The 21,691-nt window shown below is 49.8% G+C and carries 16 protein-coding genes and 4 tRNA genes; 5 read left to right on the plus strand and 15 right to left on the minus strand.

All coding sequences use genetic code 11. From position 1 onward, the window contains the following. From lon to EP073_RS00175, 8 genes are all read right to left on the minus strand, one after another. Positions 1-2,310: an endopeptidase La gene (gene lon, locus EP073_RS00140; protein ID WP_128465155.1), complete on the minus strand. Its 2,310-nt coding sequence runs from the start codon at positions 2,308-2,310 to the stop codon at positions 1-3. Positions 2,311-2,422: 112 nt separating this feature from the next. Further along, a complete protein-coding gene (gene clpX / locus EP073_RS00145; RefSeq protein WP_128465156.1) occupies positions 2,423-3,658 on the minus strand; it encodes an ATP-dependent Clp protease ATP-binding subunit ClpX in 1,236 nt (411 codons plus the stop codon). Between the two features lie 138 nt (positions 3,659-3,796). Further along, on the minus strand, positions 3,797-4,396 hold the full coding sequence (clpP, locus tag EP073_RS00150; RefSeq protein ID WP_128465157.1) for an ATP-dependent Clp endopeptidase proteolytic subunit ClpP: 600 nt from the start codon (positions 4,394-4,396) through the stop codon (positions 3,797-3,799). A 3-nt stretch (positions 4,397-4,399) separates the two neighbouring features. After that, positions 4,400-5,758 carry a trigger factor gene (gene tig, locus EP073_RS00155; RefSeq protein WP_128465158.1) on the minus strand — a complete coding sequence of 453 codons (1,359 nt, stop codon included), beginning with the start codon at positions 5,756-5,758 and terminating at the stop codon, positions 4,400-4,402. A gap of 174 nt (positions 5,759-5,932) precedes the next feature. Continuing rightward, positions 5,933-6,005: transfer RNA gene (locus tag EP073_RS00160), tRNA-Gly, on the minus strand. 37 nt (positions 6,006-6,042) lie between these two features. Continuing rightward, positions 6,043-6,122, minus strand: a tRNA-Leu gene (locus tag EP073_RS00165). Positions 6,123-6,135: 13 nt separating this feature from the next. After that, positions 6,136-6,208 (minus strand) — tRNA-His (locus EP073_RS00170). A gap of 23 nt (positions 6,209-6,231) precedes the next feature. Next, positions 6,232-6,305 (minus strand) — tRNA-Arg (locus tag EP073_RS00175). Between the two features lie 365 nt (positions 6,306-6,670). On the opposite strand from EP073_RS00175, the gene EP073_RS00180 reads away from it, so the two are divergent. The 5 genes from EP073_RS00180 (at position 6,671) to EP073_RS00200 (ending at position 10,956) form a co-directional block, all read left to right on the plus strand. Further along, positions 6,671-7,465, plus strand: coding sequence for a DUF72 domain-containing protein (locus EP073_RS00180; protein ID WP_164885225.1), 795 nt, complete (start codon positions 6,671-6,673; stop codon positions 7,463-7,465). Further along, entirely contained in the window at positions 7,452-8,756 is a 1,305-nt protein-coding gene (locus tag EP073_RS00185; protein WP_128465160.1) for an aspartate aminotransferase family protein, read from the plus strand. The genes EP073_RS00180 and EP073_RS00185 overlap by 14 nt, the downstream gene beginning before the upstream one ends. Next, positions 8,731-9,003, plus strand: coding sequence for an EscU/YscU/HrcU family type III secretion system export apparatus switch protein (locus EP073_RS00190; protein ID WP_128465161.1), 273 nt, complete (start codon positions 8,731-8,733; stop codon positions 9,001-9,003). Before EP073_RS00185 ends, EP073_RS00190 begins: the two co-directional genes overlap by 26 nt. Before the next feature lie 489 nt (positions 9,004-9,492). Continuing rightward, positions 9,493-10,146 (plus strand): acetate uptake transporter, encoded by a 654-nt coding sequence (locus EP073_RS00195; RefSeq protein WP_128465162.1) that lies wholly within the window; start codon positions 9,493-9,495, stop codon positions 10,144-10,146. A 174-nt stretch (positions 10,147-10,320) separates the two neighbouring features. Further along, positions 10,321-10,956 carry an acetate uptake transporter gene (locus EP073_RS00200; RefSeq protein WP_128467737.1) on the plus strand — a complete coding sequence of 212 codons (636 nt, stop codon included), beginning with the start codon at positions 10,321-10,323 and terminating at the stop codon, positions 10,954-10,956. Positions 10,957-11,085: 129 nt separating this feature from the next. On the opposite strand, the gene EP073_RS00205 is transcribed toward EP073_RS00200, so the two are convergent. The 7 genes from EP073_RS00205 to EP073_RS00235 form a co-directional block, all read right to left on the minus strand. Next, positions 11,086-11,436 carry a response regulator gene (locus EP073_RS00205; protein ID WP_128465163.1) on the minus strand — a complete coding sequence of 117 codons (351 nt, stop codon included), beginning with the start codon at positions 11,434-11,436 and terminating at the stop codon, positions 11,086-11,088. Continuing rightward, the gene (locus EP073_RS00210; RefSeq protein WP_128465164.1) at positions 11,429-12,895 is read right to left on the minus strand and encodes a sensor histidine kinase; all 1,467 of its coding nucleotides are present in this window, start codon (positions 12,893-12,895) and stop codon (positions 11,429-11,431) included. Before EP073_RS00210 ends, EP073_RS00205 begins: the two co-directional genes overlap by 8 nt. A 64-nt stretch (positions 12,896-12,959) precedes the next feature. Beyond that, on the minus strand, positions 12,960-15,584 hold the full coding sequence (gene ppdK, locus EP073_RS00215) for a pyruvate, phosphate dikinase (protein ID WP_128465165.1): 2,625 nt from the start codon (positions 15,582-15,584) through the stop codon (positions 12,960-12,962). Between the two features lie 25 nt (positions 15,585-15,609). Then, positions 15,610-17,673: a glycine--tRNA ligase subunit beta gene (glyS, locus tag EP073_RS00220; RefSeq protein WP_128465166.1), complete on the minus strand. Its 2,064-nt coding sequence runs from the start codon at positions 17,671-17,673 to the stop codon at positions 15,610-15,612. Between the two features lie 907 nt (positions 17,674-18,580). Then, positions 18,581-19,180 carry a 3-isopropylmalate dehydratase small subunit gene (leuD, locus tag EP073_RS00225; protein ID WP_128465167.1) on the minus strand — a complete coding sequence of 200 codons (600 nt, stop codon included), beginning with the start codon at positions 19,178-19,180 and terminating at the stop codon, positions 18,581-18,583. After that, positions 19,177-20,571, minus strand: a complete 1,395-nt coding sequence (gene leuC / locus EP073_RS00230) for a 3-isopropylmalate dehydratase large subunit (protein WP_128465168.1) — start codon at positions 20,569-20,571, stop codon at positions 19,177-19,179. Before leuC ends, leuD begins: the two co-directional genes overlap by 4 nt. 248 nt (positions 20,572-20,819) lie before the next feature. After that, positions 20,820-21,689 carry a hypothetical protein gene (locus tag EP073_RS00235; protein ID WP_128465169.1) on the minus strand — a complete coding sequence of 290 codons (870 nt, stop codon included), beginning with the start codon at positions 21,687-21,689 and terminating at the stop codon, positions 20,820-20,822. Positions 21,690-21,691 lie beyond the last annotated feature (2 nt).

Below are 21,691 nucleotides of genomic sequence, written 5' to 3' on the forward strand. Positions count from 1 at the left end.
TTATTTGATAATTACGGTTTCAAGCACCTGATCAATATTATCGAAGAGGTGGAACCGAGTTTCGTTTTTAACATCAGCCGGAATATCTGTCAAGTCCTTTTCATTGGCGGACGGGAGGATAATCTCCTTCACGCCTGCCCTGTGAGCGGCGAGCACCTTTTCTTTTATTCCGCCCACGGGAAGAACCCTTCCTCTGAGGGTTATCTCTCCGGTCATGGCCACCCGGCAGTTTACATCCAGCCCTGAAAGAGCGGACATAATAGCAGTAGTCATAGTTATACCCGCTGAGGGACCGTCCTTCGGCACTGCGCCTTCAGGAACATGGAGGTGTATGTCGTTGTCCTTGAACATATAAGCAGGTATGCCGAATTTATCCGCCCGACTCTTCACAACGGAAAGAGCCGTTTTTGCGGATTCGCTCATCACCTCGCCCAGCTTGCCGGTAAGCTCCAGCCTGCCGCTGCCGGGGAAGACGGAAACCTCTATCTGAAGTATATCACCGCCGTAGGGTGTCCAAGCAAGCCCTGTGGCTATGCCCTTATCCCTGTCCTCTCGGAGCTCCTCGTGGCGGTATTTCTTCTTGCCGAGCATCTTTTCCACAGCTTCGGCGTTTATTTTTACAGTCTTTTTCTTTTTATTCTGAACGAGAGCCCTCGCAGCCTTGCGGATTACCGACGCTATCTCCCTCTCAAGGGTGCGGACACCCGCCTCACGGGTGTAGCTTCTGATTATCTCGCTGATTGCGGAGTCAGCTATCTTCACCTGACCCGCAGTTAAGCTGTGCTCCTCAAGCTGCTTGGGAATAAGGAAGTTTTTACCTATGCTGAACTTCTCCTTCTCCGTGTAGCCGGCAAGCCCGATTATCTCCATCCTGTCCAAGAGCGGGGCGGGGATGCTCTCCACACTGTTTGCGGTGGTGATGAACAGAACCTTTGAGAGGTCGAACTCAACTTCCATATAATGATCCATGAAAGTCGAATTCTGTTCAGGATCAAGAGTTTCAAGCAACGCGCTTGAGGGATCGCCTCTGTAATCTGAACCTAGCTTGTCTACCTCGTCCAGCAGAAACACAGGGTTCATGCTGCCCGATTTTTTTATGGACTGAATTATTTTGCCGGGCAGAGCGCCCACATATGTTCTTCTATGACCACGGATTTCCGCTTCATCTCTCATACCGCCCAAACTCATGCGGACAAACTTTCTCCCCATGGATTCGGCGATTGATCTGGCTAGTGATGTCTTGCCCACTCCGGGAGGACCGGCGAAACAGATTATCGGTCCTTTCAGCCTTTTGGAAAGGGAACGCACAGCGAGATATTCCAGTATGCGCTCCTTCGGCTTTTCAAGTCCGAAGTGATCACGGTTGAGTATCTCCTCCGCCCTTGAAATATCAAGATTATCCTCGGTGGTTTTTCCCCACGGGATGTTCACAAGCCAGTCCAGATAGTTTCTTGATACCGTTGTTTCGGAGCTCATAGAGGGCATGCTGCGGAACTTTTTCAGTTCCTTCGTTGCCTTTTCCCGCACCTCGTCCGGCATGGAGGATTCCTTTATCTTCGCCTCAAGCTCATCGGCTTCCGCCTTTGGATCCTCATCACGTCCGAGTTCCTTGTTGATAGCCTTTATCTGCTCACCGAGATAATATTCTCTCTGAGCTTTTGCCATCTGTGTTTTGACTTTCTTTTTGATTCTTTCGTCTATGCGGATCAGCTCTATCTCTGTAAAAAGGGTTTCCATAACCTTTTCCACCCGCTCGGGCAGGCTGTTTATTACAAGAATTTCCTGATGAGTTTCATTTTTGACATGCACACTGCCCGCTATCATCCATGTAAGTGTTTCAAGATCCCGCAGGTTTTTTATGTTCTCACGCACAGCGGGATCAACCTTGCCGGAGAGCTCCGCGTAGTCGTTGAAGGCTTTCATAAGCCCTGCTGTCATGGCTTGCGTGTTTTCATATTCTTCTTTTTCGATCAGGGGGAGCACTTCGGCGTACAGACATTCTGGTTCATCAAGAAACTTTTCGACCTTGCCTTTGGTGAGTCCCTCAACAAGGATCTTGATGGAGCCGTCAGGCAGCTTAAGAACCTGAAGCACCTTAGCTATTGTGCCTATCTCGTTGAGATCGTCCTGACCGGGTTCATTGACCGTAAGGTCTTTCTGGAGGGTAAAAAATATGCGCCTGTCGGTTGATTCGGCTATATCGACAGCCTCAACGGACTTTTTTCTGCCAAGGAAAACGGGAGTAATCATACCCGGGTATATAACCATATCCCTCAGAGGGATAAGGGCGTATTGCTCGCTTATGCTCACTTATTACACCTGTATGGAGAATTAAAAAGGAAAAGGAAAGAGGGCTCTCTCCGCTCCGCAGGAAACACCCCCGCCAAGGAGGGTGTCGTGCGATTCTGAAGCGGATAACAGGCTAAGCTGTTTCCTTTTGATTTTCATAGATTATAATCGGTTTTGCTTTTCCGGCGATAACATCTTCGTTCACCACACACTCTTTCACATTCTTGAGAGACGGAACTTCATACATGATGTCCATCATCGCCTCTTCAAGTATGGAGCGCAGACCCCTTGCCCCTGTCTTTCTGGTGAGCGCCTGTTTGGCGACAGCCTTAAGGGCGGAGTTGGTGAATTCAAGCTTCACATCGTCAAACCCGAACATCTCCTTGTACTGGCGGAGAAGCGAGTTCTTCGGTTCTACAAGGATGCGGATCAGCGCGTCTTCGTTAAGGTCCTCAAGAGCCGCCGTAACGGGAAGCCTGCCGATGAACTCAGGTATAAGCCCGTACTTGCCGAGGTCTTCGGGGCGCACGTTTTTGAGGAGTTCATAGCGCTTCATCTCTCTTGTTTCGTCTATTTTAGAGCTGAAGCCGAGGGTTTTCTCGCCCATTCTCCTTTTCACTATGTCTTCGATGCCTTCAAAGGCGCCGCCGCATATGAAGAGGATGTTGGAGGTATCCACCTGAATATATTCCTGATTCGGGTGCTTGCGTCCGCCCTGAGGAGGAACATTGGCAACCGTGCCTTCGATTATTTTAAGCAGCGCCTGCTGAACGCCTTCGCCGCTGACGTCTCTGGTTATGGAAGGGCTGTCGGTCTTCTTGGAGATTTTATCTATCTCGTCTATAAAGATGATACCCTTCTGAGCCCGCTCCACATCGTAATCAGCGTTCTGGAGAAGCTTGAGAACAACGTTCTCCACATCCTCGCCGACATAGCCCGCTTCGGTAAGCGTTGTAGCGTCTGCTATGGCGAAAGGAACATTAAGTATCTTAGCCAGAGTTCTGGCGAGAAGAGTCTTGCCCGTTCCGGTGGGTCCAAGAAGCAGGATGTTGCTTTTTTCAAGCTCCACATCTGTCTTGCTGCCGTGGAGAATGCGTTTGTAATGGTTATGAACAGCAACGCTGAGAACTTTTTTTGCCTGAAGCTGACCGATAACATAGTCATCCAGCTTCTTGCTGAGTTCTCTGGGAGTGAGCAGGTTAAGATCTTTCGTGCTCTGATCTTCAAAGCTGTCTTCACTGAGAATTTCATTGCAGAGCTCTATGCACTCATTGCAGATGTATACTTCAGGTCCTGCGATGAGCTTTTTGACCTCTTCCTGACTTTTACCGCAGAAAGAGCAGTTGAGTGTTTCTTTATTTTTTTTCATAAAAGTACGCTCCCGTTAAAGGCGGCTTCCGCAGGTATATGCGGAAACAGGCACGGAGCGTATCACACCGTGCCGCATTCTGATCAAAATACCTGCCTGCGGGCAAATTTCAACCTTATATTTAGTATAAGACTAAAATCAGCCTCTTTTCACAATAACATCGTCAATGAGACCGTAATCTTTAGCCTCGGTGCTGCTCATGAAAAAGTCGCGGTCGGAGTCCTTCTCAAGTTCCTGCATGCTTTTGCCGGAACGCTCGGAAAGAATCTCATTGAGGAGCCTCTTCATGCGTCCCACTTCACGGGCGTGAATTTCAATATCTGCCGCCTGACCCTGAAAGCCGCCAAGGGGCTGGTGAATCATTATCCTTGCGTTGGGCACGGCAAATCTTTTGCCTTTGGCGCCGCAGGCAAGGAGAACAGCGCCCATGCTCGCCGCCTGACCCAGACATATTGTTGATACCGCAGGCTTGATATAGTTCATGGTATCCATAATAGCGAGCCCGCTGGTTATTACACCGCCCGGGCTGTTGATGTAGAGGAATATATCCTTCTCGGGATCCTCGGCCTCAAGGAAGAGAAGCTGGGCGATGATAAGGTTCGCTATCATGTCGTCAATGGGTGTGCCGAGAAAGACAATTCTGTCCTTCAGCAGCCTTGAGTATATGTCGTATGAGCGTTCCCCTCTGCCTGTCTGTTCGATGACAAAGGGGACGTAAGCGTTTGTTGTTTCCTTCATAAATTACTCTCCGGAGACAGGTTCTTCTGCGTTCTCCTGCTCAGCTTTCAGTCTTGCCTCTAATTCTTCTTTAGTGGTTTCTTTAAGTGTAACACTATTTTTTCCCGCAAGGAAAGCTGTAACTTTATCTGTGTTGATGGAATTTCTCAGCGCGTTCATGCCGTTGTGCTTCTCAACCTCAGCTCTGTAGTCCGCAGGGGTCATTTTGCTCATGACGGCGTATTTCTCGATTGTTTTTTCTATGTCCTCATCAGACACGGTAAGTTCAAACTTTTCAGTGATGTGATTGATGATCAGAGCGCCTTTAACCTGTTTTTCGGCTGTTTCCATGTGCTGTCCGGCTATTTTCTCTTTTGTGATGCCGAAACGGGCGGGATCCATACCGTACATTACGTACTGCTGCATAGTCTGCTCCGCCAGCCTGAAAGCCTGCTCCTTCACCATAGCCGTGGGAACGCTGAAGGGGTTTTCCGCGATTATGTTCTCTATAATGTCGTTGAGGAGCTTGTCGTCTGCCTGACGCTCGGAGCTTTCCTCAAGCTCGTTTTTGATTGTGGATTTAAGGTCTGCGTAGCTTTCAAACTTTTCATCAACATCCTTTGCGAACTCGTCGTCAAGCTCGGGGAGAACCTTCGCCTTGATCTCCTTCATAGTGATGCCGAAGGTAATAGGCTGACCTGCGAGACTAGGCTCGTGGTACTGCTCGGGGAATGTTACTTCTATATCTTTCTGCTCTCCTGACTTCATGCCGATAAGCTGAGCCTCAAAACCGGGAATGAAAGCGCCTGAACCGATCTCAAGGGAATAGTTCTGAGCCGTGGCGGAGGGGATGACTTCACCGTCCTTGCGCCCTTCAAAGTCGATGACTGTCATGTCGCCGTCCTGAACTGCTCTGTCTGTCACGGGTTCATAGCTTACCTGATTTTTTCTGATATTTTCGATAACCTGATCAACATCGGCATCAGTAACAATTACTTTTTCTTTTACAAGCTCAAAACCTTCAAGCTTACTGACTTCCACTGCGGGAAAAACGTCAACGTAAGCCTTGTAGGAGATGGGCTCGCCGTCTTCAAACTTAACGTCTTTTATCTCGGGAGCGCCGAGGGCTTTGATGTCCTGCTGCTGTATAGCTTCAAAAACTGAGTCATTGATAAGTTTTTCAAGAGCCTGAACCCTGATCGCGTGTCCGTGCTCCTTGAGGATTTTTTCCTTAGGAGCTTTTCCCTGTCTGAAGCCTGCTATTTTGGCTTTCAGGGCGACCTTGCTGTATTCAGAATCAAAGACCTGCTCGTATTTTTCCACAGAAAGTTCTACGGAAAGCTCCTTCTGGGATTTCTCGGCGTCTCTCACTTCGACTTTCATTGACTTCTCCTTAGATAAACGGTGCGGGGTGCATCTTTATATATTTAATTTTCTGCTTTATTTATAAAATGACAAAACAAAGCGCAAGGGTTTCCCCCGGCCTTGTTAAAAATCCAAACAAAAATTATGTGAGCTTACGGACTGCTGCGCTGAGATTTGTGGAAGCGTGGAAAAAGCGGGTGACCGGGCTCGAACCGGCGACCTCAACCTTGGCAAGGTTGCGCTCTACCAACTGAGCTACACCCGCTTACAAAAATCTATGATAGACCTGATTCAGACACAAGTGCGAGTGAAGGGACTTGAACCCCCACGCCAAAGGCACTTGATCCTAAGTCAAGCGCGTCTACCATTCCGCCACACTCGCAAGGGCGAATAAGGGTGAGTGACGGGGATTGAACCCGCGACAACAGGAATCACAATCCTGTACTCTACCAACTGAGCTACACCCACCATATTATCCGTTCTTACCTCAACGCGCTCAGGAGGACTCGAACCTCCAACCTACGGATTAGAAGTCCGTTGCTCTATCCTGTTGAGCTATGAGCGCTCTGTTACAGGAAACAAGCTTGTATCAAAACGAGGATAAAAAGTCAACATTTTTTAAAGGGATCAGGAAATTAATCGAAAAAAGCCGTACAGACCGGTTATTCATTCTGAGTTTATACACATGCGACTCACTCAAGGTCTCTGTTTCCCTGATGCCTGCGCACGGGTTTTCCGCAACAGTCCTGACCGCCTCATCAGGAGACTGCTTCTGCTGCTGACATTTTCCGCCTTCCCTAGACTGCTCTTAACACCATATAGTTTACCGATTGACACCTTTTGCTGCCGATGACTGTTCAGGAACCAACATTTCCCTTGCCTAGCCAGCGAAAAAACAATACTTTCAAGGCAGACAGCGGAGGTTTTGAGTTGTTTCTAGACGGTACACCCATATATATAGGCACGAGCGGTTACAAGCATGACGACTGGCTCGGAACCCTTTATCCCCAATATCTCAAGAACGAACAGTTTCTTGACTACTACGCAAACAGCTTCGGGCTGAACTTTGTGGAGATCACTTATCCCTTTTACGCCATACCCACAGTGGAGACAACGGCAAGAATAGCCGAAAACGGAGGTGAGAAGCTTCATTACTCCGTGCGCTTATTTAAGGACTTTCTCAAAGAAAGGCTTGATAAGGCAAAGGTGAGGGAGTTTCTTGACGGAATGCAGCCTCTCCTTGAGACAGGGAGACTGAAGTGCTGGCTTGCGGATTTTCATCACACATTCAAGCCGTCCAAGGAAAACCTTGAGCGCATACTCCGCCTCAGAGACAGCTTTTCGGATCTCCCCTTCTTTGCCGAACTTCCCAGAGGCTGGCACAGGGAGAAACAGATAGACGACCTCCGCAACAACGCCATAGGTCTCGTCGTGGCTGACATGCCCCGCAATAACACCCTGCCCCCCTTCATGCCCTGCGCTCCGAACCAGCGCGCCTATTTCCGCCTTTACGGAAGAAATAAAAGCTGGACAATACCCGCGAAGAAGGTTCTGGACTACAGCTATGTGAAGCCGGAGCTTGAGGAGATCAGGGAAGGCATATCCAACGTTACTTCCGTCTCCAAGGAGATCTTCGTTTCCTTCTGCAATGTCGCAAAAGCTCAGGGAGCATACAACGCAAAATATTTCACAAAAATGACGGACGAAGGCAATGAGCCTCTTTGATAAATATTCCGCAATGTTCCCCTTATCCGAAAGGGAGTACGGAAAAGCCCTTGAGCTTTTCCCCGGGGGCGTGTGCCACGACATAAGAAGGTTTGAGCCCTTCCCATTCGTAACAGACAGCGCCGAAGGGGCGTATCTCCAAACCATAGACGGAGTGACTCTCCTTGATCTCTGGTGCGGTCACTACGGCAATATTCTGGGGCACGCAAGCACCGAAACAGCCGCGGCTCTCCGTGAGGCGGCTGAAAACGGAACCCACACTGGAACCCTCAACGAACAGCAGATAAAGCTGGCTTCTCTCATAAAAAGCGCTGTTTCTGAGATGGAGCTCATGCGCTTCTGCACATCCGGCACGGAAGCAACTATGTACGCCGTCCGCACTGCTAAGGCGTACACCGGCAGGGAGCTTATAGTCAAAATAGAAGGCGGCTGGCACGGCGCGAACAGCGAACTCTCCTATGACATAAAACCACCCTTCAACAGACTCACCGGAACGGGCGGCACAATATCTCTCCCCTTTAACAATATGGAAGCCACTGCCGATGTCCTTGAAAAGGTCGGCGATAACGCGGCGGCAATAATTATTGAACCGGTAATCGGCGCAGGCGGCGGCATTCCCGCCAAGAAGGAGTATCTTCAGATGCTCCGAGAATTCTGCGACCGCACCGGCACGGTGCTCATATTCGACGAAGTGATCACAGGGTTCCGTTTCCGCTTCGGCAGCGTATCCCCGCTGCTCGGGGTAACGCCCGACATGTTTACCATGGGCAAAATCATAGGCGGCGGGCTTGCCATAGGAGCCTACGGCGGCAGAAGGGAGATAATGCGCACCATCACTGACAAAAAAATTGTTGTGGGCGGCGGAACATTCTCTGCTTCTCCCGTGACAATGAACGCCGGGTTCAACACTCTCTCGACATTAAAAAAGGCTGACTACTCCCTGCTGAACTCCGCAGGAGATAATATAAGGGAAAGGATAAAGACGACTGTCTGCAAATACACCGACAAGGCATGCGTAACAGGCTTCGGCTCGTTCTTCTTCCTCCACTTTCTGAACGAGGTTCCGCAGGAAGTGACATGCAGACCCTCAAGACTGCTGCCCGCCATGGACAGCAATACTGAGAGGCTGTTCAAAATCGCAATGATACTCAACGGTGTATTCACCATGCACTCCGGCGGAGCCTTGAGCTTTGCCCACCTGAAAACCGAAAAGCTGTCCGATACTGTAATAAAAGCCTACGAAAATTCTCTGGAGGCTGTGTTCGATGAAAGAAGGCAAACTCTTCCGTAAAAAAGCCGCAGCCATCGGCTACGACCTGTCCAAGGATAAAGCTCCCCGCCTGCTTGCGAAGGGTTCGGGAATCATTGCGGAAAAAATCATTGAAAAAGCCAGAGAGCACGATATTCAGATCAAAGAAGACAAAGACCTTGTTGAGGTTCTGGCGACGCTGGATCTCCACGAGGAGATCCCCGAAAGCATGTACAAGGCGGTCGCCCAGCTTCTCGCAGAAATCTACCGCATTAACGCACGGCTCTAACTAATCCGCCTCACATCTGTCCGTCCCCGCTGACACTGACACCGGTTTTGTCTATTTAAGCGTATTATATAACTTATTTATAATCCGCCGGCATACTGATTTGTCAAAACATGATATTTATCTCTGATTAATTTATTTCATAAACCGAGAACATACGCATACTGCCTATAATCCACGTGATCGCCCTTTTACAATATTTAATTTATAGAACATTATTTATATTATAATTAATACCAATTTTGTTAACTTTTCATTAATAAACAATATTGTTAAAAAAATTAATTAAAACAATAGTAACTTATAGTAAGTTTACATATAAAGAACATAGTTATAAACAAGCATAAGATGCGTCTGAGCCTTTCAACAGCTGAAATTTGTTATTGCACTGCGTTTTCATATACTATATACACAGAAAAAATAATTACTGATTGTTCATAACTTATTAAATCGGTCGGACATGAATTCTTAATTATAAAATGGAGGTTCACTATGGCAAAACAGGAATTGACCCAGCAGATCTCACCCGTTGAGACGGTGAGCAAGAAAGTCAGCGAGGCTGCTGCCTTCGCCGAAACAGTAATCAAGGACACAACCGCAAACCCCGCCCCTCTCGGGCTTATGGGCTTCGGGCTTACCACCATCCTTCTCAATCTTCACAACATAGGGCTGTTCGGTCTCGGCAGCATGATCCTCTCCATGGGCATTTTTTACGGCGGCATAGCTCAGATCATAGCGGGCATTATGGAATGGAAAAAGAAAAATACCTTCGGAACAGTGGCTTTCATATCCTACGGCTTCTTCTGGATAACTCTGGTCGGGCTCATAGTGTTCCCGAAATTCGGATTCGCCGAAGCGCCGGACGCAACTGCCATGGCATCCTTCCTGTTTTTCTGGGGATTCTTCACGCTTATCCTTTTCCTCGGCACATTTAAAATGAATTACACCATGATAGCCATATTCGGTTCGCTTACAGTCCTCTTCTTCCTCCTTGCAGTGGGCGACATGACAGGCAATCACACCATAAAAATAATCGCCGGATACGAAGGCGTTCTCTGCGGCGCGCTGGCTGTTTACGCCGGAGCGGCTCAGATACTCAACGAAATATACGGACGCGAAGTTCTTCCCTTAGGGACAATAGAGTAGGAAATGGACTATACCAGACTGGAAACCGGACCTCTCTCCTTTGCGGGATGGACAGTAAGCATACGCAGGGGAAGGGGTACTGTAACCGATTTTCACGGAAACAGTGTAGCGGATTTCAGCGTAACTCATGACGGCGGAATCGTGCTTGAGCACGGCTCCGCCAAATACGCTGACATGGCGCTTATCGCCCTGCGCTCCTACGTGCGGGAACGTGCCATATCGGCACTCACACAGCGGGAAACCGCAATCAGAGACACCACAGCCAATCCCGCCCCTCTCGGTCTCATGGGCTTCGGGCTGACAACCATTCTTCTTAATCTCCACAATATCGGTCTTTTCGGGCTCGGCAGCATGATAATATCCATGGGGCTCTTCTACGGCGGAGCTGCGCAGATAATAGCCGGAATGATGGAGTGGAAAAAGAAAAATACCTTCGGAACCGTGGCTTTCATATCCTACGGCTTCTTCTGGATAACTCTGGTGGGCATGCTCACCTTCCCCAAATTCGGTTTTACCGAGGCTCCGGACGCAACCGCCCTTTCGTCATTCCTGTTTTTCTGGGGGTTCTTCACGCTGATACTCTTTATCGGAACATTCCGGATAAGCCGTGCGCTGACTGTGGTTTTCTTCCTGCTGACTCTGCTTTTTTTCATGCTCGGCGCGGCGGATATGCTTGAGAATCCGGCACTGAAAACAGCTGCGGGTTTTGTGGGAATACTCTGCGGGCTTGCCGCCGTTTACACAGGCGCGGCGCAGATGCTGGGCGAGATATACGGAAAAGAGATTCTGCCTCTGGGCGAATTTAAATAAAATATACTGAAAAAAATAATTGAATCTTTTGAAAGGGTGTCTGTCTTCTTCCTATACAAAGAAGACATAATCTTCCGTGTTAACCCCTTGCACGAAAAAAGCCGCCCTGCGCCGGGCGGCTTTTTGCATTTATATGTAGTCGCTTATTTTCTTAAGGATTACTTCGGGCTTTTTCGCCTTGGTGAGGTATTCATCCGCGTAAAGAGAGGAAAAATTTCTCTTATACTGCTCATAGGCAGTGAGAAGGAAGACAGGCAGCTTTTCATTTGCCTCCTTGACCTCCTTCAGAATATCCAGCCCGCTTTTGCCGGGCATATTCACATCAAGCAGAACAAGATCTGGCAGACCGGCACCCAGCGCGGCAAGAGCCTGCTCGCCATCCATTGCTACCTGCACTTCATACCCGCTGCCTTCAAGCAGCTCGCTGTAGTATTGAATAATACCCTTGTCATCATCCACAAGCAGTATTTTTTTAGTCATTAAATCCTCCGGGCTTCGGCAGAATAAGGGCAAAAACCGCGCCCGTTTCGTCATTGGTAACGGTTATCTGTCCGCCGTGAGCTGTCATAATTTTTTTGGAGAGAGAGAGCCCCAGTCCGGTGCCGTCCTGCTTGCTTGAGTGAAAAGGCTCAAAAATCTTTTCCATCTCGCACTCAGGAACACCGCCCCCCGTATCCTTAATATAGAGTATAATCGTTTCCGAACTTTCTTCAGCACTTATTTTTAAATCGCCGCCGCTCGGCATTATCTGAATAGCATTTATGATAACATTTATCAACACTTGAATAAACCTGTTTTTATCAGCGTGAACAGATATTTCAGGGTCAACAGACTTGCTTACGTGTATCATACCTATGCTTATGCTTTCGGAAAGAAGCCTCAGGGTCTCGTTCACTACAGTGTCAAGCCGGAGTCTCTCTATTTTGAGGTCAATGCTTTTTGAGTAATCAAGTATTTCCGTCACAAGGTTTTCAAGTCTTGTAACCTCGGACTGAATCATCGCTATGTAGTTATCCATTCTCGGATCGGAGCCGAATGCGGCGAGTCTTTTCGCGAAACCGCCGATTGCCACCAGAGGATTTTTAAGCTCATGGGCGACAGTAGCCGCCAGCATGCCCATCTTCACCAGATCCTTGGACACATAGTCGACCTTTTCAAAATCTTCCTCATAGGTTTTAAGACGGATAAGCTCACCGCGCATATTGGCGTTGCTGAGAGCTATGGAGCAGAGGTTTGAGTAAAACTGCAAAATAGCAGCCGCTTCATCGGAATAGCCGCCGCCGGTGGCGATAACCATGCCTGCGGCGCTTCCGTCCATGTTTATCAGCGGGCAGGCATAAGCCTCACCCTTCAGGCAGTCCTGCATGCCTTTCCAGTCTTCCACCTTATCCAGATCAACGGTGCCGCTCCTGCCGAAGTACATTATATCAGACAGCGGGCTTTTCTTGGTGAACCTTATTTTCCTGCTGCGGAAGCTTATCCCCTTTCCTGCCTTGTTTTCAGCTTCTCCGGCGTATACAAGCCCACGAAGTTCCAGAAGGATTTCATTGAGGAGGAACACACCCGCCGAATCGAATGCAGGCGTGGCAACTATCAGCAGCACCAGTTCATTAAGAATATTATCTATGCTCCCGCCGCTCACGATGCTGCCGAGAAGATCAGCCCGCTTGGCGCATTCTGCGGGAAAGCCGCCCTTCATGGCAGCGCAGTAGAGGCTCACCGCGTCAGCAAGTATAAGGCGCGCTTTTTCCTCATCTGCCGAACCCCTGTAGCCGATGGTACAGGAGAAACTTTCTCCTGCAACTTCAAGAAGATGAGCTTCCTGCTCTTTACCGCTGAGGAGGCTGTGTGTTTTTCCCGAAAAGACTATGGTGCACGAGACTATACTGATACCCAGAGAGTTTTCAAGCAGACGGATTAAACCTGCGTCCGGAGTCATAAAGCACGACCTGAATCATTATAAAACAAGAAAAAAGGGGGCATAAAGCCCCCATTGAAATTTATTAGCCCTTAAGAGCCGCGTGCGCGGCAGCGAGTCTCGCCACAGGAACCCTGTATGGAGAGCAGCTTACATAGTTAAGCCCCGCCTTCTGGCAGAAGGCTATTGAGTCAGGATCACCGCCGTGTTCACCGCATATTCCTGTCTTGAGTTCTTTTCTTACAGAGCGCCCTTTGGCAACTCCCATCTCCACAAGCTGTCCCACGCCGGACTGGTCTATGGAGACAAAGGGATCTTCCTTGAAGATTCCCTTTTCCACGTACTGAGGCAGGAACTTGCCCGCGTCATCACGGCTTATGCCGAGAGCGGTCTGCGTGAGGTCGTTCGTTCCGAAAGAGAAGAACTGGGCATGGGCGGCTATCTCGTCCGCTGTGAGGGCGGCTCTGGGAAGCTCAATCATTGTTCCCACAAGGTAGTCAACCTTAACGCCTGTTTTTTCCATAACCTCAGCGGCTACGTTGTCCACAAGCTCTTTCAGTTCTTCAAGCTCTTTATAGTGTCCCACAAGGGGTATCATTACTTCGGGGATTACGTTCACTCCCTCTTTTTTCAGCTTGCATGCCGCTTCAAAAATTGCGTATGCCTGCATTTCGTATATCTCGGGGAAAGTAACCGCAAGGCGGCAGCCCCTGTGACCGAGCATAGGGTTGAACTCATGAAGCTCCTGAGCCTTTCTTTTCAGCCTGTCGAATGCGATGCCCGAAGCCTTTGAGACCTTTTCCACATCCTCGTCAGTGTGAGGAATGAACTCGTGAAGCGGCGGATCAAGAAGCCTGATTGTGACAGGAAGTCCTTCCATAACCTTGAAGAGTCCCTCGAAGTCTTCCCTCTGGTAGGGCTTGACCTTTTCAAGGGCTTTTTTGCGTCCGTCAACATCGTAAGCGAGAATCATTTCACGCACGGCGTCTATTCTGTCGCCGTCGAAGAACATGTGCTCAGTGCGGCAGAGACCTATGCCCTCGGCGCCGAAATCACGGGCGACCTGAGCGTCATGAGGAGTATCCGCATTGGCTCTCACACCAAGGGTGCGGAACTCGTCCGCCCATGTGAGTATCTCCGCGAACTCACCTGAAAGGGAGGGCTCTATAAGCTCAACCTGACCGAGAATAACCTCACCGGTGGTTCCGTTGATGGTGATGAAGTCACCCTCTTTTATCAGGTGACCGCCTACGGTAAACTTTCTGCCTTTTTCATCTATATTTATGGAACCGCAGCCGGCGACGCAGCATTTGCCCATGCCTCTGGCGACAACAGCCGCATGGCTTGTCATTCCGCCTGTGGCGGTGAGGATACCCTGAGCGGCGTGCATTCCGCCTATGTCCTCGGGAGAGGTTTCCTTTCTCACAAGGATAACCGCTTCGCCTCTCTGCGCCCAGCTTTCAGCCTCTTCCGCAGTGAAGACAGCCTTGCCCACGGCAGCGCCGGGAGAGGCGGGAAGCCCTTTCGCCACTGCGTCATATGAGGACTTGGGATCTATCATCGGGTGCAGAAGCTGGTCAACCTGCTGAGGAGCGACACGGAGAACAGCGGTTCTTTTATCTATAAGCCCTTCCCTGAACATGTCATAGGCTATCTTAACCGCGGCTTTCGCAGTACGCTTTCCGGAGCGTGTCTGGAGCATATACAGCTTATTTTTCTCTATGGTGAACTCTATATCCTGAACATCCTTGTAATGTTTCTCAAGAGTCTGATAAACCTTTTCAAGCTGAGCGAACGCCTCGGGCATTACGGTTTTCAGCTCTATGATCGGGTTGGGGGTTCTGATGCCCGCGACGACGTCCTCACCCTGAGCGTTGATAAGAAATTCGCCGAAGAACTCCTTATCGCCGGTGGAGGGGTTTCTGGTGAAGGCGACACCCGTTCCGCAGTCGTCACCCATGTTGCCGAACACCATTGCCTGAACGTTTACGCCCGTTCCCCACTCATGAGGTATTTTATTGATTTTTCTGTAGGTTTTCGCTCTCTGGTTGTTCCATGACTCAAACACGGCATTCACCGCGAGCTTAAGCTGCTCCTTCGGCTCCTGCGGAAAGTTACGTCCCGTCTCGGTTGAAACAACATCCTTATACTGATCAACAAGCTTCTTCAGGTCGGCAGCGTCAAGCTTGGTGTCCTCATCGACATTTTTGGCACGCTTCATGTCGGTAAGCAGTCTCTCAAACTTACCGTGACCGACACCGAGCACAACATCGCCGAACATCTGGATGAATCTTCTGTAGGAATCATATGCGAAGCGTTCGTTTCCGGAGGAGGAAGCAAGCCCTTTCACTGTTTCATCATTAAGACCGAGATTAAGAACCGTATCCATCATGCCGGGCATGGAGACCCTTGCGCCGGAACGGACGGAAACAAGCAGAGGGCAGGCAATATCGCCGAAGTTTTTGCCCACTGCGGTCTCAAGCTTGCCCATGGCCTCAATCATCTGAGTTGTAAGTCCTTCCGGATACTGCTGATTATTCGAGTAGTATTCAACGCAGGCTTCCGTGGTGATTGTGAAGCCGGGAGGAACAGGTATGGAGATATTCGTCATCTCGGCAAGTCCGGCACCTTTTCCGCCGAGAAGCTCCTTGTCGGTACCTTTGCCTTCGGCTTTTCCGTTGCCGAAGAAATACACCCATTTTTTAGACATTTACTAACCCCCAGTATATTGTGGTTTAAGCTAATTTTGAAAGGTCTCCCGCCAGCCCGAAGATGTTTCTCAGTCCGGTAAGGAGGCTCAGCCTGTTGTTCTTCACCTTTTCGTCTTCAGCCATTACCATAACGGCTTCAAAAAAGGCATCCACAGGCTTGCTGAAAGCCAAGAGTCCGCTTAATGCGGTCTCAAAGTCTTCCTTATTAATAAGCTCCGCTGTCGCCTGCTTTTTCTCCGCAAGGAGGTCAGCGAGTGCTTTTTCTTCCACTTTCTCAAAAAGGGCGGGATTAACGGCGTCCGTGTTCCATTCCTGCTTTTTCAATATGTTGTTGATACGTTTATACCCCTGTGAGATCACGCCGAACTCTGCGCTGTTTCTGTACTTGGCGAGAGCACGGGCAGCCTTTTCAAGGGTGATCACGTCAGAAGAAAGTCCTGATGCCGCATCGAAACATTCCCCGTCAACCCCTTCCGTGACGAGAAGCTGCTTAAGTCTCTGGAGGATGAACTCCTTAACTGCGGCTGCGGTTTTCTCCGCATCAAATTTGACTGCGCCCGCAAGGACAGAAAGGCTCTTCTCTATGAGACTGCCGAGGTCAAGTCTGTATCCCTTGGTTCTTATAATCTGTAAAATGCCTATTGTGCTGCGGCGCAGTGCGTAGGGGTCGTTGCTTCCGCTGGGAATGAGCCCCACAGCGAAGCAGCCGCACACGGTATCCAGCTTGTCCGCCATGGAAACAAATGAGCCTGCGGCGGTTTCCGGCAGCCTGTCTCCTGCGAAGCGAGGCAGATAATGCTCAAATATTGCCTTAACAACACTCTCCTCTTCCTTCTGGAGAGCGGCGTATTCTCTTCCCATTATACCCTGAAGCTCGGGGAACTCGTACACCATTTCACTGAGCAGGTCTGCCTTGCAGAGATAGGCGGCTCTGTCGGTGTTTGCTTTGGCGGTATTGTCCAGAGTTTCCGCAAGATACGCGGCAACGGTCCTGAAGCGCTCCATCTTGGCGTAGGATGTGCCAAGCTTTTCCTGATAAACAACCTTTCTAAGTTCTTCCGTCCTCTGAGAAAGGGGAACGTTTATGTCGTTCTCATAGAAGAACTTGGCATCCGTAAGTCTCGCCCTCAGAACCCTTGCGTACCCCTTGCGGATAAGCTCGGTGTTCTCCGGCTCAGTGTTTGATATGCCGATGAAGTAGTTAAGCAGTTTGCCGTTTTTATCGTTTACATAGAAGTATTTCTGATGGTTTTTCATGGAAGTGATAAGCACTTCGGGGGGAAGCTTGAGGAAGTCCTCTGAAAAGCTGCCGAGAACAGCCACCGGAGCCTCAACAAGATTGCTCACAGTGTCAAGAAGATCGGGATCCACATCCACACGGAAACCGTGTTTCTCCTCAAGGGCTTTTATCTGTATCATTATCTGTTCTTTGCGGCTCTCGGTGTTTACTGTCACACGGGCGTCCGCAAGGGTTTTCACATAGCTGTCATAGTCCTTAATCTCAAATCGGGAAGGACACATTATTCTGTGACCGTAGGTGAAGCGGTCTGCCTGAATGCCGTCAATCTCGAAAGGGAGAACCTCTCCGCCGAAGAGGGAGATAAACCAGTGAACAGGGCGGGCGAAACGGAAGTCTGTGCTGCCCCAGCGCATTGATTTCTGAAATGGTATTGACTTTATAATGCGGGGAACAAGATCCTTAAGCACCTCAGCGGTTTCAACGCCGACGGATTTTTTAACCCCTGAGATATATTCGCCTTTGTCTGTCTTGGTGCGTTTCAGGTCTTCGGGCTTGATTCCCTTGGAGGCGGCGAACCCCTGTCCGGCTTTGGTGAGATTTCCGTCAGCATCGTAAGCTATGGAAGCGGGAGGACCCATAATGAACTCCTCGGAGTCCGCCTGCTTTTCAGCTATGCCGGTCACATAAACATACATCCTGCGGGGCGTTCCGTCAGCCGTAACGCTGCCGAAGGCTATATTATTCTCTTTAAGCTGTTTTTCAAACTCGCCTCTAAGAAAATCACAGGACTTTCCTATAAACCCTGCGGGGATTTCCTCACTGCCTATTTCGAGAAAATAGTAAGACATTCTTCACCCTTTCCAGTACCGATTTATTTTAATATCCAATTTATCATTTTTCAGACAATCCAACCTTTATATAACTTAGGAAAGGGCTTTTCAAGCAAATAATCCGCTTTTTTTGGCGTATGTGAAGCTGTTTGAAGAATAAAACATGGAATGAGTGTTTTCAGGAAGAATTAATTTACGGGAAAGTATTTAAGCAGATTGACACGGAAGAGCAGGCGGGCTCACATCTGCCCTGCGGCAAAGGCAATGACAAAATCCGGAGATACGCGATTAATATTACAAATCTCCCCCCTGCCCCTCTTTAAGAAAGAGGGGTGTTTTGCCTTTGTATGCGGAGCGAAGACGAACGAAGTTCGGCGCGAGCGTGTACGCTGAGCGGACAGGATGTAACGCCGATATTGTCCACAAGCCCATGGACGGGCTTGCGCCGTGCGGAGCGGAGACGAACGAAGTTCGACGCGAGCGTGTACGCTGAGCGGACAGGATGTAACGCCGATATTGTCCACAAGCCCATGGACGGGCTTGCGCCGTGCGGAGCGAAGACGAACGAAGTTCGACGCGAGCGTGTACGCTGAGCGGGCAGGATGTAACGCCGATATTGTCCACAAGCCCATGGACGGGCTTGCGCCGTGCGGAGCGAAGACGAACGAAGTTCGGCGCGAGCGTGTACGCTGAGCGGACAGGATGTAACGCCGATATTGTCCACAAGCCCATGGACGGGCTTGCGCCGTGCGGAGCGAAGACGAACGAAGTTCGGCGCGAGCGTGTACGCTGAGCGGACAGGATGTAACGCCGATATTGTCCACAAGCCCATGGACGGGCTTGCGCCGTGCGGAGCGAAGACGAACGAAGTTCGGCGCGAGCGTGTACGCTGAGCGGACAGGATGTACCGCTCAGCGTTTATAATTTAGAACCTGTAAGGCAATGCCGCCTCAAGCTTCGCCGTCTGCTCCCTTCCGGTAAGAAGCTGCGCCAGTGAATCATACGTGCAGTCGAGAAAAGCCTTTCTCGCTCCGTCCTTGATTCCCACATTATATGTTTTGCCGCCCGCTGTGAGTGTTCTCACCTCAACATCAAGCACAAACTCGGTTTTGGGATCCTTTTTGACCAGAGCAGTGAGTTCAGCTCTTTCCGCATCGGGAAGAGTGACACAGACAATACCAAGCGTGGTTGAGTTGCCGAAGAATATCTCGGCGTAGCTTCCGGCTATGACAACGTCATAACCCGCACGGATGATCGCCTGCGGAGCATGCTCACGGGAGGAGCCGCAGCCGAAGTTGTTTCCGCTGATGATGAATCTTGAGCCCTTATATTCCGGAGCGTCCACCGGATGTCCGAGGGGTTTGCCCCCCTCACCGAAGCGCTCGTCAAAAAAAAGCGCAAGCCCAAGACCGTCAAAAGTGACGCACTTGAGGTATCTGGCGGGAATAATTCTGTCTGTGTCTATATCATCTCCGGGAACGGGAACAGCCGTACCCTTTACCTGTCTTATCGCTTCAAGCTTCATTTAACACCCCCGAAGGTTTTTCTGCAGTCGGCAATACAGCCTTCAACTGCGGCAGCGGCAGCCATAACCGGGCTCACAAGCAGTGTTCTGCCTGTGGAGGAACCCTGACGCCCCTTGAAGTTTCTGTTTGAGGTGGATGCGCTTATCTGATCCCCTTTGAGCCTGTCGGGGTTCATGGCAAGGCACATGGAGCAGCCGGGCTCACGCCATTCAAAGCCCGCTTCCTTGAAGATAACATCCAGACCCTCTTTCTCCGCAAGCGCCTTAACCTCATATGACCCGGGCACGGCAAGTGCCCGCACATGGGGAGCCGCCTTGCGCCCCCTGAGATATTTTGCCGCCATGCGGAAATCCTCTATACGCCCGTTTGTGCAGCTTCCGATGAAACAGACATCAATTTTCTTGCCTTCCATCTTATCGCCGGCACCGAACTTCATATATTCAAGGGCTTCCTTCATAGTCTCGTTCACCGGTACGGGAATGCTTTCCGAAATGCCTATGCCCTGCTCAGGGTTGATCCCCCATGTGACCATGGGCTCTATCTCGGATGCGTCAAAAACCACCACGTCATCATACTCAGCGTCAGCGTCGGAGGCTATGCTCTTCCAGTATTCCTTACGTTTTTCAAACTCTTCGCCCTTGGGAGCGTAAGGTCTGCCCTTGAGATACTCGAAGGTCACCTCATCGGGGTTGATGTAGCCTACCCTTGCGCCGCCCTCAATCGCCATGTTACAGAGAGTCATTCTGGCTTCCATGCTCATATTCTTCACGGCCTCGCCGCAGAACTCGTAAGCATAACCCAGACCGCCGTTAACACCCAGCTTGCGGATCACATGCAGGATAACATCCTTTGACGTGACCATGTCGCCCAGCCTGCCTTTTATCTCAATCTTCCTCACCTTGAAGGGGGAGATAGTCATTGTCTGAGTAGCGAGAACATCACGCACCTGACTTGTGCCGATCCCGAAGGCTATCGCGCCGAAAGCGCCGTGTGTCGCCGTGTGCGAGTCACCGCAGGCAACGGTCATCCCCGGCTGGGTAAGCCCCTGCTCCGGACCGACTATATGCACAACACCCTGAGCGCCTGACTCGGGATTGAAAAACTTTATGCCGAACTCTTCGGTATTCCTTTCTATAGACTGCATCATCTCCTCAGCCATGGGATCGGCGAAAGGTCTCTCACGCCCGTCCGTGGGGATAATGTGGTCGCAGGTTGCGTATGTTCTGTCCGGATAAGCCACCTTAAGCCCAAGCTCCCTGATCATTGCGAACGCCTGAGGGCTGGTGACTTCGTGGATAAGATGCAGCCCGATAAAAAGCTGGGACTGACCGCTGGGAAGCTCACGCACAAGGTGCTTTTCCCATACTTTCTGAAAAAGATTTTTGCCCATCGCTATATCTCCTTGTTTAAAGGGAAAGTGAGTTTTTGAGGGGGTTCGGGGGAACTTTGTTCCTAAAAAGTTTCCCCGGAAAATATTAATATTACTGAGAAACCCTTTTTTAACGAAAAAAAAGTGTTTCTTAAACTCTTCCCAAAAAACTGAATTTCTGAATTCAATAAAATCTACAATGTACATGAACAAATGTAAAGGATAAAGTTTGGTTTTGCTGAATTTTGTTTAGCGATGTTGGAACCGGTCTACTTTTCCTCGAAGAGCTCGCATTCCGGTTCGGCGTTGAAATAAAGCCCCAGTATTCCGGTGAATTTTGGGTTTGCCTCGAACAGTCCGAGCGTAAGCGCTATTTCCGTCTGATTATTAAAAGGAGTTGATTTCAGGTATGAGACAACGCAGTTGCGCACAGGCTCAGGCGATGCGGCAAGCTCCGTGAGGAAGCATTCGGGGCTGCGGATCAGCGTGAGCGCAAGGGCGGAGTAATATTTATCCAGAGCGTCCTCTTCAAGGGGAAGGCGGGAGATTTTGAGAAAGTTCTTTACCTGTGCCCTGTTTTTGCAGAGGAAAACATCGGGATAATACTGCGAGTACGCCGTTTCTGTTTCCGCCGGAGAGAGGCGGGCGAAGTTGTCGAAAACAAATGCGAAGTCGAATTTTCCGGTGACCTTTTCATCGAAGGAGCATAGCGGTGAAGCATCATATATTTCCGCAAGGGAAGCATATTTCTCCTCTGTCAGATAATCTGCCAGCCTGCTGTCGAACGACTCATCCTCGCTCTCCGAGTTTGTCAGGCGGAAGAACACACATGACTGAACCTCGTCCTGAGACGCGGAGAGTTCCGCCATGAAGACATCGGGGCATTTTTTGAAATTTGTCCTGAATGCTTCGGCGTAGATATTGCCCTCTTCATAGCCGTAAATAACCCTTGAGAGAGCGGTAAAACCTTTCACGGAAGCCTTTGAGGAACAGTTTACTGTATTCTTTTCAAAAAACACCCCCAGTTCCTCCGCAGTGACGGACGAAGCGGAGAGGTACAGTGATTCAAAAGGATTTTTCTCAGCGGCATAGACCGTGAAAGCAAACAAACAGAATAGGAGAACAGCAAAAATACGCATAC

It is taken from the genome of Geovibrio thiophilus (genome assembly GCF_004087915.1).
GTDB classification, from domain to species: domain Bacteria; phylum Chrysiogenota; class Deferribacteres; order Deferribacterales; family Geovibrionaceae; genus Geovibrio; species Geovibrio thiophilus.